Origin of the sequence: Sphingorhabdus sp. Alg231-15 (assembly GCF_900149705.1) — a bacterium.
In the GTDB taxonomy this organism is placed as follows: Bacteria; Pseudomonadota; Alphaproteobacteria; order Sphingomonadales; family Sphingomonadaceae; genus Parasphingorhabdus.
Window position 1 is genome coordinate 693,043 of record NZ_LT703001.1, and the last position, 12,801, is coordinate 705,843.

The following is a 12,801-nucleotide window of genomic DNA, read 5'->3' on the forward strand; positions in this document are numbered from 1 at the left end:
TTTTTGCGCTACTCCGCCGCTTCCAATTCTCGGACCGGCGCAACCGTTACCGGCGTCGCGTTGAGCACCGCGTTGCCAGACAATCGGTCAAAGCTTTCCGGATCGGTAAGATCATTGATCGAAACGCCTGGTTTTGCGGCGGCTACCGACAGTCCCACCCCTTCACGGCCATGACCGAAGCCATGCGGGATCGACACCACGCCGGGCATGACGTCATCGGTTACCTCGACGACGATTTCGACGCTGTTCACCCGGCTTTCCACCGCCGCCATATCGCCGTCCGCCAGACCGCGTTCGGTCGCATCATCGGGATGGATCATCAATGTGCAGCGTTCCGGGCCCTTGAGCAGGCGCTTGCTGTTGTGCAACCAGCTATTGTTGCTCCGTACGTGACGGCGGCCGATCAGACGCAGCACATCCGGACGGACATCGTTCAAAGAATCGTCAAAGCGCTGCAATTCCGCCAGAAAGTCGGGGTGGGCGCATTGGATCTGCTTGTCCTCGGTCATCAACCGATCCGCCATACACGGTCGCAATGGCCCCAGATCAATTCCGTTCGGCGCAGCTTCCACTTCGGCTAGGGTCAGGCCAGCCGGCGAGCTTTGCAGCATATTGTCGAGCACGTCTCTTGGCTCGCGGATATTGGGCACATCCTGCCCATCGGTGGCCAATATCTCGCGCGCCAGTTCGGCGATAATTTCCCAGTCGGCTTTCTCGCCATCCTGAATGTCAAAGATCGCAGGAGAATAGCTGGCATAGTTGCGCACCGCCAAAGGTCCAAAAAAGAAGGGATAATGGTCTTTTTCCAACGGTCCACAAGGCGGAAGAATATAGTCGGCATGGCGGCTTGTTTCGGTAACATACATGTCGAATGATACCATCAGGTCGAGCTTCTCCAACGCACGGTCCAGCCTCGCACCATCAGGGGCTGACAGAACCGGATTACCAGTGACAACGAACAAGGAGCGGACTCGCTCGTCATCTTCGCGCAGCATTTCCTCTGCGAAAGTGATGGTCGGCAGCTCGCCCATCACCACCGGCATTTCGCCGCGCGCCGTCTGGGTTTTCCGGACAGAGCCCCTGCCCACCAGGTTGATCGTATCAAGCGCCGGTTCAGGCACCATCGTGCCGCCTTCGCGGTCGAGATTGCCGGTTGCTATGTTGATTACCTGGATAAGCCACTGGTTGAGCGTGCCAAATTCACAGACAGAAACACCCATGCGGCCATAAATCGCCGCCGGCTGATCAGCGCCGAGTTGCGCCGCTATGTCCCGCATATCTTCAACCGCGATCCCGCAATGCGCCGATAGCTGCGCCATATCAAAACCGGCAATCGCTGGCTCAATATTCCCCCAGCTATCGTCCATAATTGCTTCGAGGCGCGAGATATCAGCATGGCCGTCGTCAAAAACCGCTTTCAATATGCCGAGAAACAACGCCGTATCAGTACCCGGCTTCACGAAATGATGCGCATCGGCCAGTTTCGCGGTTTCCGTCCGGCGTGGATCGATAACAACCAACTTGCCGTCGCGTGCCTGCATTTCCTTCACGCGTTTCTTGAAGTCTGGCACCGTCCAGATGCTGCCGTTGGAGGCAGCCGGATTGCCGCCAACAATCACCAGATACTGGCTGCGATCAATATCCGGGACCGCCGCCAGGCTAACATGACCGTACATATGATATTGCACGACATGATGCGGAATCTGGTCCAGCGTGGACGCGGAATAGATGTTCTTCAGGCCGATGGCGCGACGCAATGTGCTGATCTGCGTTGAAATACCATAATCATGTGCGCTGGGATTGCCCATATACATGGCCGGTTTCGCACCGGCCTCTTTCAGGTCCTTCAGCTTGCTGGCAATTTCTTGAAATGCGGTTTCCCAACCAATTTCCTGCCACTGACCATTCACTTTCTTCAGCGGCTTGTGCAAACGGTCCGGATCATCCTGCAAGTCTGCAATAGCTGTCGCTTTGGGGCAGATGTGGCCGCGACTCAGGACGTGATCAGGATTGCCTTTGATTGATAGAATCTCGCGGCCTTCAACTTCAACCAATACGCCGCAATTGGCTTCACAGATATGGCAGGTGCGGGCATGGATTTGGCTCATCATATGTCTCCTGATTTAACTGACCAATTAGCAGAGTGGTAAAGCAGTGACCACCGCAAGCAGGGAAAATTATTTGCATATTGAAAAATTGCTGGGATTTCCGACATAAATAGGCAATTAACAGTCACAACTTATCAAGCCCCGGTCTTTCGATAAAATTGGAATTTATGCCCATGACGCGTCGCTGGTTTTCTCCGTTAATATGCTTGCCTCTGGTAATCGGTCTGGCCGCTTGCCAAACAACCCCGGCGCAATCGGCCAGCACATCTGCGCCTGCCGAGGTAGAAATCGCGACGATACCGGACGATCCCGATCCGGCGCTCTGGGTTTTGAAGGACGAGGATACGACCATTTATCTGTTTGGAACCGTCCACATCCTGAAGCCTGGCATGAGCTGGTTTGATGAAGCCATCAAAGAGGCATTTGATAAGTCTGGCGAACTGGTTATCGAGATGATCGAGCCTGAGCCGGCTGCGATGATGAAAATTGTCAGCGATCTGGCGATAGACAAGACCGGTGTTTCCTTGCGCGACAAGCTCACCGCGGAAGATCGTACTGCCTATGAAGCCGCGCTCACTTCTCTGGAATTGCCGGTTAATGCATTCGATCCTTTGGAACCCTGGTTTGCCAGCGTCAGCATGTCGCTCGTCCCGTTGATGAAAAACGGTTATGATACGAATAGCGGTGTGGAAGATGATCTGACGGCAACGGCGAAGGCCAGAAACATGAAGATCGTGGGCTTGGAAACAGCTGAGCAGCAACTAGGTTTCTTTGATAATCTTCCGGAAGACGTTCAAATCCGTTTTCTCAATTTTAACGTCAACACGATCGACGATATGGCCGATGGCATGGAAAACATGGTCGCGCACTGGGCCAATGCGGATATCAAGGCATTGGCGGAATTGATGAACGCAGGTCTGGAAGAGAAAATACTTTATGATACTTTGCTGTCCAATCGCAATGCCGACTGGGCCGAGTGGGTGGATGACCGGATGGATCAGCCCGGAACCGTATTCATGGCCGTCGGCGCGGGTCATCTTGCCGGTGACGCGAGTTTGCAAGCGAAGCTCAAGGAGCGCGGCCTGAAAACAAAACGCATAAAATATTAGGGCGTTTGGCTCAATTGCCCTTCTTTTCGATTACAATGATGCCCAGATAGCGTTTATGAAATATATTCAAGCCTTATGGGCCATTATCGCTTCAGCCTGTCTGGTGGCCTGCTCTAACACTCCTGAGCCGGTTCAACTGGATACCGTCAAAGAAGGGAAACCTGCGCTTTGGAAAGTCACCGGCACCAAGGCGGAGCAAAAAGGATCGGCCTACCTCTTTGGAACGATCCACATCTTGCCCAAAGGCGTAAATTGGCGAACCGCCGCCATTGAAGAAGCCATTTCTGACTCTGATCAACTGGTTATCGAGGTGCTGGGCCTGGAGGACACGCAAAACGCCGCCAAAATATTTGCCAAACTCGCCATTTCTCCCAACCAGCCAGAGATCGAAAAACGGATAAAGCCCTCCCTGCGTGATGATCTGGATGCGGTTATCGATAAAAGCAATATTCCCGAATTTGCACTGAATCGCATGGAAAGCTGGGCCGCGGCGCTATCACTGGCCTCCGCACAAACAAATGCTTTGGGTCTGGATTCCAGCGAAGGTGTAGAGAAGAAACTGGTCGCGCAATTTGGTGAACTGAAAAAGCCTGTCGAGGGTCTTGAATCGATTGAACAGCAATTGGGTTATTTTGACACCCTGCCAGAGTCGCAGCAGCGCGACATGCTGACCAGTGTCGTTGAGGAAGCCGCTGACACGAAAGACTCTTTTGAGAAACTGTTTAATGCCTGGATATCAGGCGATACGGATGAGATTGTTGAGCTTTCCAAGGGCGGCATATTGGAAGATCCCAAGACCCGTGAGAAGCTGTTAATTTCTCGTAACAAGGACTGGTCGGAGCAGTTGGACAAGAAAATGCAAGGCCCAGGCATATCATTTGTAGCAGTGGGCGCGGCGCATCTTGTTGGGCCAGACGCTGTGCAAAACATGCTGGAAACGCGTGGATATAAGATTGAGAAAATTCAGTAAGATAGGTTCCTAGGTTCTTTTATGTCATTTCTATTTGATCAGGAAACCGCGCTGGTGCCGCGCGGAACCGACCAGTTTGTCGCCGAATGTAGCGAAATTTTTCAAAACCCGTCAGGGGCTGCCTTTGGTGGATGGGTTGCGGCTATTGCGGCCCGTGCGGTTGAAGAACATCCCGATTGCGCCGCACCGATTGTCTCCTTGCAAATGTCCTATTTGTCCGCTGTGGCGCCTGGCGAAGTGGAAATAAGAATACGCTTGCTCAAATCCGGGGCATCGACGCAATTTTGGCGTGCAGAGCTTTTGCAGCGCGACGCGATAACAAACACCGCGGATATTGTTACCAGCAATCGCAAACCAACAAATATCGACTATCAACTTGCGCGACCAGAAACCAAAGCCATGGACGGAGGCATCAAGCTGGAAGTCATGCCGATGACTCCGAACTGGGTTGCCACTTATCAACAATATATCGTGCAAGGAACGCCATTTTCGGACAATGGAACGCCCGAGACGATGACCTGGATTAAACAGGAAGATGGCCGTCCGGTTGATCGCAAGAGCATTATCGCAATCTGCGATACTCCAATGCCGAGAACCTTCTTCCTATCCGACATTCCTCGCATGGGATCGACGGTGTCCATGGCCACCTATATCTATGCAAGCGAAGATGATATCGCGGCTGCGGGTTCGGACCATCTCTTGCTGCGCGTTTCTGGTGCAACTGTAAGAAACAGTTCAACGGACCAGCGTGTCGAGCTTTGGTCAAAAGCCGGAACCCTGCTGGCTACAAGCAATCAGATCGGCTTTTTCCGCTAGGCAAATATTGTCGGCCATTAACCCGCAATATGCCTTGCTTTTCCGCTAGTCTCTGCCTATAGCGCCCTCTTTCCGGCCATGAGCACCCTGGAGGCGTGGCGGAAATATCGTAAAAACCTATTTTTGGAGCAACATTATGAGTGATCAGCTGACATTATCAGCCGAGCCTCGCGAACGGGCTGGCAAGGGAGTCTCCCGTGCACTACGTCGCGAAGGCCGCATCCCCGCCGTTATTTATGGCGATAAAAAAGACCCTATAACGATTCATGTGGAAGAACGCGCGCTGAACAAGCTGCTCGGTACCGGCCACTTCATGAACTCGCTGGTCATGGTAGACTTGAACGGGGAGAAAACCCGGACCCTGCCGAAAGATGTTGCTTTCGATCCTGTCAGTGACCGTGCGCTGCACGTCGACTTTTTCCGCCTTGCCAAAGGCGCAAAAGTACAGGTCGATATTCCTGTCGTATTTGTAAACGAAGAAGAATCACCTGGCCTGAAACGTGGCGGCGTGTTGAACGTTGTTCGCTTTGAACTGGACCTGATGTGTGATGCTGACAAGATTCCTGATCAGATCGAGGTGGATGTCACCGGTCTGGAAATCGGCGATTCTGTTCACATTTCCGATGTCACCCTGCCCGATGGTTCTGAGAGCTCGATCACTGATCGTGACTTCACCATTGCTGGTGTGACCGCTCCATCCGCACTCAAGTCTTCTGAAGACGAAGCCGAAGAAGGTGAAGAAGGCGAAGAGGGTGAAGAAGGCGCTGAAGGCGAGGCAGCTGAAGGCGAAGGCGAAGCAGAAGGCGGTTCAGAGGACTAGACCTTCGCACCCAAATAACTGTAACGAAAAACCGTTCATGCTGCGCCTGGCGAAGTATGAGCGGTTTTTTTGTAACTGGGGTTAAGGGAATTCACGCATGCAACTATGGGTCGGCCTTGGTAATCCGGGTTCACAATATGCGCTTCATCGCCATAATGTCGGCTTCATGGTGATTGATGCATTGGAAGAGGTGCATAGCTTTCCCACACCCAAACAGAAGTTCCAGGGATGGGCCATTGAAGGGCGGCTTGGCTCGGAAAAACTGCTGTTGTTGAAGCCCGCGACATTCATGAACGAAAGCGGCCGCAGCGTGCGTGCTGCCATGGATTTCTACAAGCTGGAGCCGGAAGACGTGACCGTCTTTTACGACGAGCTCGACCTGGAACCATTCAAGATCAAGGTAAAGCGTGGCGGCGGTACCGCCGGCCATAACGGTATCAAGTCACTGGTCGCCCATATCGGCCCAGAATTCCGACGGGTCCGCATCGGTATCGGTCATCCCGGTCACAAATCACGGGTTCATGGCCATGTTCTTGGCAATTATACCAAGACAGAGATTGATCCGCTCGCAGGCATGCTAGGCGCGATAGCGTCTGAAGCCGAATGGCTCGCAAAAGGCGACGATGCGCGCTTCATCAGCGATGTCGCCCTGCGGCTGCAAGACGGCTGATCCCAAAACCGGATATCGGTTCAGCTATAGCTGACACGAACCTTTTTACGTCGGCGGATAGCAGAACCAGTCATAAAGAAACCGAAGATCATCATCGCCCAGGTGCCTGGCTCAGGGACCGAACCAAGCAAGTTAAACTGGCTGTCCATATCGCGGGCCAAGGCCTCGTGAATCGGTGCTGAAAAATGAACTCCATCAAACGAGAATATACCCTCGCAGCCATTGGCAATCGCGTCAGGGCCAGCGAGTTGGCAGGTAGTATCCAGCCTTTGCGGCGGTAGTCCCAGTGCAGCCGGGTCGGTGATCAAACGATTGAAGAAATCGAGATAATCATAACGGAAGAAAGATACGTCACTCGCGAGGGTGAGCGCCCCCAGCTCCTGCGTCAGATAGGCCTCGCCAGCAAAACCAAGGGGGCTTGCGATGGGAAAACCCGTCAGCAGAAAATTACGAACACCAAGATCATTCAGTGCCTGAACGCCCGCGGCATAATCCTGAGCTGCCTGGCGAATAAACAGGTCTGCGTCACCAGGATCGTCCGGCGCGTTGAAAATATCGTTGCCGCCAAAGTTGAGAATGTAGAGCCCGTTCCGGTCGACTTCATTGCCGGGTGTCGCAAGATATCCGTTATACAGATCGAGCTGCTCGCCCAGATCGGGAACAATGGGGCCTGTGTTCGAAGCGCGGGCACCACCAAATGCAAAATTGGTTCCACCCTGCAACGATGCCACCGTCGGCGCTCCAAATAATTCGATGCTGAGCAGGTCAGTATAATCGAAGCCGTTGGTGAACCGACCGTTGAAATAACCTTCGGCTGGTGAAGGAATTGTACCGCCGGTGGCCGTGAAAACATTGCCGGCATCAACCAGACTATCGCCAAAAATGGTCAGGGAGGTATATTGCTGTGTATCCCGCTCCGCCTGTGCCGGAACCGCTGTCGCCAGTATCAACCCACCTGCGAGCGCACCCAATAAACGTGCTTTCATATCCACTCTCCCCGTTTTTTATCGTTAATATTTAGTAACCTGCACCTATTCATCGATGAAAGCAATATCCATCGCATCTTGCTACTGGTAATCACACGGGAGGCCCGCTATCGAGCACGCTTAATTCCACGGAGTGACAAAAATGGGTTTCAAATGCGGTATCGTTGGCCTTCCCAACGTCGGAAAATCAACGCTGTTCAATGCGCTCACCGAAACGCAGGCGGCGCAGGCAGCCAATTATCCATTTTGCACGATTGAGCCCAATGTCGGCCAGGTTGCTGTACCCGATCCGCGATTGCAGCAAATTGCCAAAATCGCTGGCAGCGCGAAAATTATCGAAACACAGCTTGCCTTTGTTGATATTGCCGGCCTCGTCAAAGGGGCGTCACAGGGCGAAGGTTTGGGCAACCAGTTCCTGGGTAATATCCGCGAAGTCGATGCGATTGTGCATGTTCTGCGCTGTTTCGAAGATGACGATATCCAGCATGTTTCCAACAAGGTCGATCCGATTTCCGATGCCGAAGTGGTCGAGACCGAGCTACTACTCGCCGATCTGGAGAGCCTCGAAAAACGCGTCCCGGCCTTTGAAAAGAAAGCGACCAGCGGCGACAAGGAAGCCAAGATTGCCGCCAGCGTATTGGGTCAGACCCTGGAATTGCTGCGCGACGGCAAGCCGGCTCGACTAACCCAGCCCAATGATGATGAAGAGCAGCGGATTTTTGACCAGTCACAGCTGCTGACCGCCAAACCTGTGCTCTATGTCTGTAACGTGGATGAAGGCGATGCGGCCAATGGCAATGACTTGAGTGCTTCTGTTTTTGAAAAGGCCAAGGCCGAGAATGCCGAAGCCGTCATCGTGTCTGCGGCGATCGAATCCGAACTGGTTGGCATGGAGGCCGAGGAACGCGCAGAATATCTGGCTGAACTGGGTCTGGAAGAATCCGGCCTCGCTCGGGTCATTCGTGCGGGCTATCAGCTGCTCAGTCTGCAGACCTTCTTCACCGCTGGCCCAAAAGAAGCCCGCGCATGGACGGTTCACAAGGGTGCCAAGGCCCCAGAAGCAGCTGGCGAAATTCACACCGACTTCGAGCGTGGCTTCATTCGCGCAGAGACAATCGCTTTTGATGACTTTGTTTCCTTGGGCGGCGAAAGCGCAGCACGGGATGCCGGTAAGCTCCGCCAGGAAGGCAAGGATTATGTCGCACAGGATGGCGATATCATGAATTTCAAATTCAATGTCTGATTTGTCATAAAAGCCGGTTAGACTGAAACCAGTCTAAAGGGGTGGTTATGATTCGATATATATTACAGGCATTTGTCGCTTGCACTTTGTTGGCGGGATGCGCCGCTACACAGACAGTAGAAACGGTCGAGGCATCAACAGCGACGGGCACCAGTGCCCTGCCCGATCAGCAGGTCCGCGAACCGATCACGATGTTAATATCAATTGACGGGTTCCGCCCCGACTATCTGGATCGCGGGATCACGCCCAATCTCAGTGCGCTGGCGGCATCCGGCATATATGCTGATATGCGGTCCAGTTTTCCAACCAAGACATTTCCCAACCATTGGACTCTGGTGACTGGCAAAAGGCCGGATAATCACGGCATTGTTGGCAACAGTATGGAAGATGTGGCGCGTCCCGGGCAGAGATTCACGATGGCGAACAAGGACCCATTCTGGTGGGACCTAGCCGAACCCATCTGGATAACGGCCGAGAAACAAGGCGTGCGGACAGCCACCATGTTCTGGCCCGGATCTGAAGTGGAACTGGACGGAACACGGCCAAGCGACTGGTGGCCTTTTTCGGAGGCTCTATCCAATGACCGAAGGGTCAATGCTGTGGTCGACTGGATGCGCAGACCTGCGGCGACACGCCCGCAATTGGTCACGCTCTATTTCGATACCGTGGATACCGCCGGCCATTACTACGGACCAGCACCCAGCGAGAAACTCCATGCTGCGATCAGCGCGATTGACCAGAATATCGGTAGCCTGAAGGAACAGCTTACCACCTTGGGTCAACCGGTGAACCTCGTTATCACATCAGATCATGGGATGGCCGAGACCCACCCTGACCGTGTCATCTATCTCGACAACATCCTGCCGCGCGATCAATATCGTCTGGTTGTCGACGGCAATTATGCGGGGATCGAACCTTTGTCAGACGACATGACCGCCATCAACGCGGCCTTCCTGAAACCGCATGACAATATGGAATGCTGGAACAAAGCCGAAATTCCAGCCCGTTTTCAATATGGCAAAAACCCACGCGTGCCATCGATCATTTGCCTGCCCGAATCCGGTTGGGTTGTTTATCAGGACAAGCCCGGATGGATGACTGGAATTGGCGGCGGCCATGGCTATGACCATCTTCACCCGGACATGATCGCATTTTTTCTCGCTAGTGGCCCCGGCATTACCGGCAATGGCAAGATCGAGACTTTCGATAATGTCGATATCTATTCACTGCTCACGCATTTGGCCGAAATCAAAGCGCGCGAAAGTGATGGTGATCTCTCTCCATTTGAACAGGCGATAAGACCCTGAATCCTTGTCATAGAAACAGGGTTCATCAGAAAGACCACCCATGCTCTATTATGAAGATATCCAGATCAACGTCGTCCAGAAATATGGATCCTATGACGTCACCCGCGAAGAGGTAATCGACTTCGCGTCCAAATATGACCCGCAGGCCTTTCATCTCGATGAGCAAGCCGCTGCCAAGACGCATTTTGGTCGCTTGTCCGCGAGCGGTTGGCACAGCGCCGCGATGATGATGCGAATGATGGTTGATCATATGAACGCCAATAAACAGGCTGGCCTGGGTTCCCCCGGCGTTGAGAATTTGCGCTGGCTAAAACCAGTCTATCCAGGCGACACACTGCGCTGCGAACATGTGACGCTTGAGAAACGACGGTCGGAAAGCCGTCCGGAAATGGGGATCATGAAGGGCAAGATCACTGTGCTTAACCAGCATGACGAGAAAGTCATGACGATGGAGAGCACCGGCTTGATTCAGGTGCGTGGAGACTAGTTGTTATTGGCACACTGACGTCCGCTTAGGGTGCAAAGCGGATATTGGCGCAAACACCCATCAACTGAGATCGCGGTCCGTGCTGATTTAGCGATTGTGCTGCACCAATTTTGCATTATGTTACAACGTGTTCGTTGGGGGACGGCCTGTTGGATTCTTTAAAGCGGCAAGATAATCTTACTAAAGCTGACGGGCAAGCGCAGGCCACGCTTTTTGGAGCATTTCGACTTGCAGCGCTGGATGGTGACGAAATCCCGATCTCTAATCGCCGTGCACGCGCTTTATTGGCTATGTTATGCTTGGCGCCGGATGAATCGATTGATCGCGATTATTTGAGCAAACTTCTTTGGCCAGGCCGGTTTGAAGCTCAGGCGCGGGCTAGCTTACGGCAATGTTTGTTGGACCTGGGCAAAGTGCTGGCATCGGCGAATTGTGACCTATTGAATATTTCTCGGTCGAGAATCGGATTAAGAGATGGAACTGTCAGAACCGACCTCTCTGATCTTCAGCATTGCCTAACTGAAGGCAATTATTTGGAAGCGGCCGAAAGACTGGTCTCCATAGGTGCCAAGCCACTATTGGATCAGATGGATTTTGGCCAAGCGTTTGACGATTGGCTTTCAGTGCATCGCCATCAGGCAGAGCAGCGTTTACAAAGTGCAATTACGACTGCGTTATCGGCTTTGGAGAAAAGAGATGATTTAGCAAATCATGCCCGTTTGCTTAGCGCTTGGTCATTACGATCTCCCGCCCCCAACCCGATTTCCGGCCGCAAGAAGGGCAAGGTTCGCATTGCCGTGCTTCCATTTAAGTCGATCGCAGAACCGGATGATCAGGGTTTTTTCGCAGATGGCATCGTCGACGAGTTAATCACCACTTTCGGTCAGGTGCCTCAACTGCTTGTCGCAGGCCGAACCTCGTCTTTCCAGTTCAAGAAATCCGATAAGAGCCCATCGGATATCGCGAGCGCGCTAAATGTGTCTTATCTTTTGGAAGGTTCTGTTCAAAGACATGGAGAGCAAGTTCGTATTGATGTTGGCTTGATTGATGCCGAAACCGGTTTTGAATCATGGTCCTATAGCTATGATGGCACTCTGGACGATATTTTTGCGGCACGTGCCGATGTCGCACAAGCGGTCACGAACGGGTTGAGTGAAGCGCTCAATCTGCAAGAACATGAACCCAAAACCCGAACCTTGACAACCAATAGGGAAGCCTATGGGCTCTATTTGCAGGGTCGGGCCCTAACCATAAGAGCCATTGGCGACGGGGTGTTACCTACGGCTATTGAATTGCTCGAAAAAGCGCTGGCGCTCGATCCTGAATTTGCGGAATGCTGGACGGCACTGGCCGAAGCAGAAATTAATGTGACGGTTTATTCGCCATGTTTAGACCGGTTGGAGCGCAGTGAAAAAGCAGCTGGATATGCAAAGAAAGCTCTCAGTCTATCGCCGCAGCAGGCGCACGCCCGCATCGTGCTCGCTTTTTACGCTTGGACCCAAAATGATATTGTCGGTGCGCTCGACTTGGCTTTTGAGGCCTATCGGCTGGAGCCCAATAATCCGGATGTTTTAAACCGTGTTGGCTCTTTTCTGCTCTATTGCGGGCTGTGCCGGGAAGCATTGCCCTATATTGACGCCTCTATCGATCAGGATCCGGTAAACGGACGCAGCTATGCCATGTTATCAGGGGTGCATCTCAACCTTGGAAATATTGATGCCGCCATTGATGCGGGACAGCGGATGGTCGATCTTGGCTTTCCCTCTATGTGGCTGGCCGCTGCAACTGCGATTGCAGGCGACAATGAACTCGCGGTGGAACAATATCAGCTGACAAAGAAGCTGATGAACACCGTAATATACCCACCAGCTGGCAGTGCACCTATGGAACCCGAAGCAATGGATGCCTATTGGCTGATGGCTGCGAAGGGGCTTTGGAGCGAGAACGATCAGGACCGCAAAAATTATTGCATGGTGTTGGAGATGCTCCACGCGACACTGCATGATCCCTGTGACTCTACTATCGTAATCCCGGCCATTTGGATGGGTGAGGCACAGATGGTTTTCAAAACCCTCGGCAAGCAGATAACACCGGCCAATTTCTTCGCCTTCATGTCGCTGTGGACTGATGCAGAACCGATTAATCAGGTCCGTTTGCATCCTGACTTCATGGACTTTGCCCAACGCATCGGAATGGTCGATGCATGGGAAAAATATGGCTGGCCGGACCTGCTCCCCAAGCCTTTGACCATCAAATAGACCATTATTGACGCTTTTTTGACGGTA

Annotated in this window: 11 protein-coding genes; 9 read left to right on the forward strand and 2 right to left on the reverse strand. The window is 52.9% G+C overall.

Annotated elements, in window-relative coordinates; translation table 11 throughout:
• Positions 1-8: 8 nt before the first annotated feature.
• On the reverse strand, positions 9-2,111 hold the full coding sequence (locus DG177_RS03310; RefSeq protein ID WP_337658471.1) for a molybdopterin oxidoreductase family protein: 2,103 nt from the start codon (positions 2,109-2,111) through the stop codon (positions 9-11).
• Between the two features lie 170 nt (positions 2,112-2,281).
• Here DG177_RS03310 and DG177_RS03315 point away from each other — a divergent pair, with 170 nt between their 5' ends.
• From DG177_RS03315 to pth, 5 genes are all read left to right on the forward strand, one after another.
• Complete coding sequence (locus DG177_RS03315; protein WP_108810196.1) at positions 2,282-3,217, forward strand: TraB/GumN family protein; 936 nt, start codon at positions 2,282-2,284, stop codon at positions 3,215-3,217.
• A gap of 55 nt (positions 3,218-3,272) precedes the next feature.
• Positions 3,273-4,187: a TraB/GumN family protein gene (locus tag DG177_RS03320; RefSeq protein ID WP_108810197.1), complete on the forward strand. Its 915-nt coding sequence runs from the start codon at positions 3,273-3,275 to the stop codon at positions 4,185-4,187.
• A gap of 21 nt (positions 4,188-4,208) precedes the next feature.
• Positions 4,209-5,003, forward strand: coding sequence for an acyl-CoA thioesterase domain-containing protein (locus DG177_RS03325; protein WP_108810198.1), 795 nt, complete (start codon positions 4,209-4,211; stop codon positions 5,001-5,003).
• Positions 5,004-5,139: 136 nt separating this feature from the next.
• The gene (locus DG177_RS03330; RefSeq protein WP_108810199.1) at positions 5,140-5,823 is read left to right on the forward strand and encodes a 50S ribosomal protein L25/general stress protein Ctc; all 684 of its coding nucleotides are present in this window, start codon (positions 5,140-5,142) and stop codon (positions 5,821-5,823) included.
• Between the two features lie 97 nt (positions 5,824-5,920).
• Positions 5,921-6,493, forward strand: coding sequence for an aminoacyl-tRNA hydrolase (gene pth / locus DG177_RS03335; RefSeq protein ID WP_108810200.1), 573 nt, complete (start codon positions 5,921-5,923; stop codon positions 6,491-6,493).
• A gap of 20 nt (positions 6,494-6,513) precedes the next feature.
• Here pth and DG177_RS03340 read toward each other — a convergent pair whose 3' ends face one another.
• Entirely contained in the window at positions 6,514-7,479 is a 966-nt protein-coding gene (locus DG177_RS03340) for an SGNH/GDSL hydrolase family protein (RefSeq protein ID WP_108812744.1), read from the reverse strand.
• Between the two features lie 142 nt (positions 7,480-7,621).
• Between DG177_RS03340 and ychF the strand changes: the two genes are divergently transcribed.
• The 4 genes from ychF to DG177_RS03360 all read left to right on the forward strand — a co-directional run bounded on the left by ychF (position 7,622) and on the right by DG177_RS03360 (position 12,774).
• Positions 7,622-8,722 carry a redox-regulated ATPase YchF gene (ychF, locus tag DG177_RS03345; RefSeq protein WP_108810201.1) on the forward strand — a complete coding sequence of 367 codons (1,101 nt, stop codon included), beginning with the start codon at positions 7,622-7,624 and terminating at the stop codon, positions 8,720-8,722.
• Between the two features lie 47 nt (positions 8,723-8,769).
• Positions 8,770-10,029: an alkaline phosphatase family protein gene (locus DG177_RS03350; RefSeq protein WP_337658472.1), complete on the forward strand. Its 1,260-nt coding sequence runs from the start codon at positions 8,770-8,772 to the stop codon at positions 10,027-10,029.
• A 40-nt stretch (positions 10,030-10,069) separates the two neighbouring features.
• The gene (locus tag DG177_RS03355) at positions 10,070-10,516 is read left to right on the forward strand and encodes a MaoC/PaaZ C-terminal domain-containing protein (protein WP_108810203.1); all 447 of its coding nucleotides are present in this window, start codon (positions 10,070-10,072) and stop codon (positions 10,514-10,516) included.
• 149 nt (positions 10,517-10,665) lie between these two features.
• Positions 10,666-12,774 carry a tetratricopeptide repeat protein gene (locus DG177_RS03360; protein ID WP_108810204.1) on the forward strand — a complete coding sequence of 703 codons (2,109 nt, stop codon included), beginning with the start codon at positions 10,666-10,668 and terminating at the stop codon, positions 12,772-12,774.
• Positions 12,775-12,801 lie beyond the last annotated feature (27 nt).

Excerpts from the sequence above, each read along its gene's own strand:
- DG177_RS03320 (WP_108810197.1), top strand. The coding sequence starts at position 3,273 with ATGAAATATATTCAAGCCTTATGGGCCATTATCGCTTCAGCCTGTCTG.
- DG177_RS03330 (WP_108810199.1), top strand. The coding sequence starts at position 5,140 with ATGAGTGATCAGCTGACATTATCAGCCGAGCCTCGCGAACGGGCTGGC.
- DG177_RS03340 (WP_108812744.1), bottom strand. The coding sequence starts at position 7,479 with ATGAAAGCACGTTTATTGGGTGCGCTCGCAGGTGGGTTGATACTGGCG.
- DG177_RS03355 (WP_108810203.1), top strand. The coding sequence starts at position 10,070 with ATGCTCTATTATGAAGATATCCAGATCAACGTCGTCCAGAAATATGGA.
- DG177_RS03325 (WP_108810198.1), top strand. The coding sequence starts at position 4,209 with ATGTCATTTCTATTTGATCAGGAAACCGCGCTGGTGCCGCGCGGAACC.
- pth (WP_108810200.1), top strand. The coding sequence starts at position 5,921 with ATGCAACTATGGGTCGGCCTTGGTAATCCGGGTTCACAATATGCGCTT.
- DG177_RS03350 (WP_337658472.1), top strand. The coding sequence starts at position 8,770 with ATGATTCGATATATATTACAGGCATTTGTCGCTTGCACTTTGTTGGCG.
- ychF (WP_108810201.1), top strand. The coding sequence starts at position 7,622 with ATGGGTTTCAAATGCGGTATCGTTGGCCTTCCCAACGTCGGAAAATCA.
- DG177_RS03315 (WP_108810196.1), top strand. The coding sequence starts at position 2,282 with ATGACGCGTCGCTGGTTTTCTCCGTTAATATGCTTGCCTCTGGTAATC.
- DG177_RS03310 (WP_337658471.1), bottom strand. The coding sequence starts at position 2,111 with ATGATGAGCCAAATCCATGCCCGCACCTGCCATATCTGTGAAGCCAAT.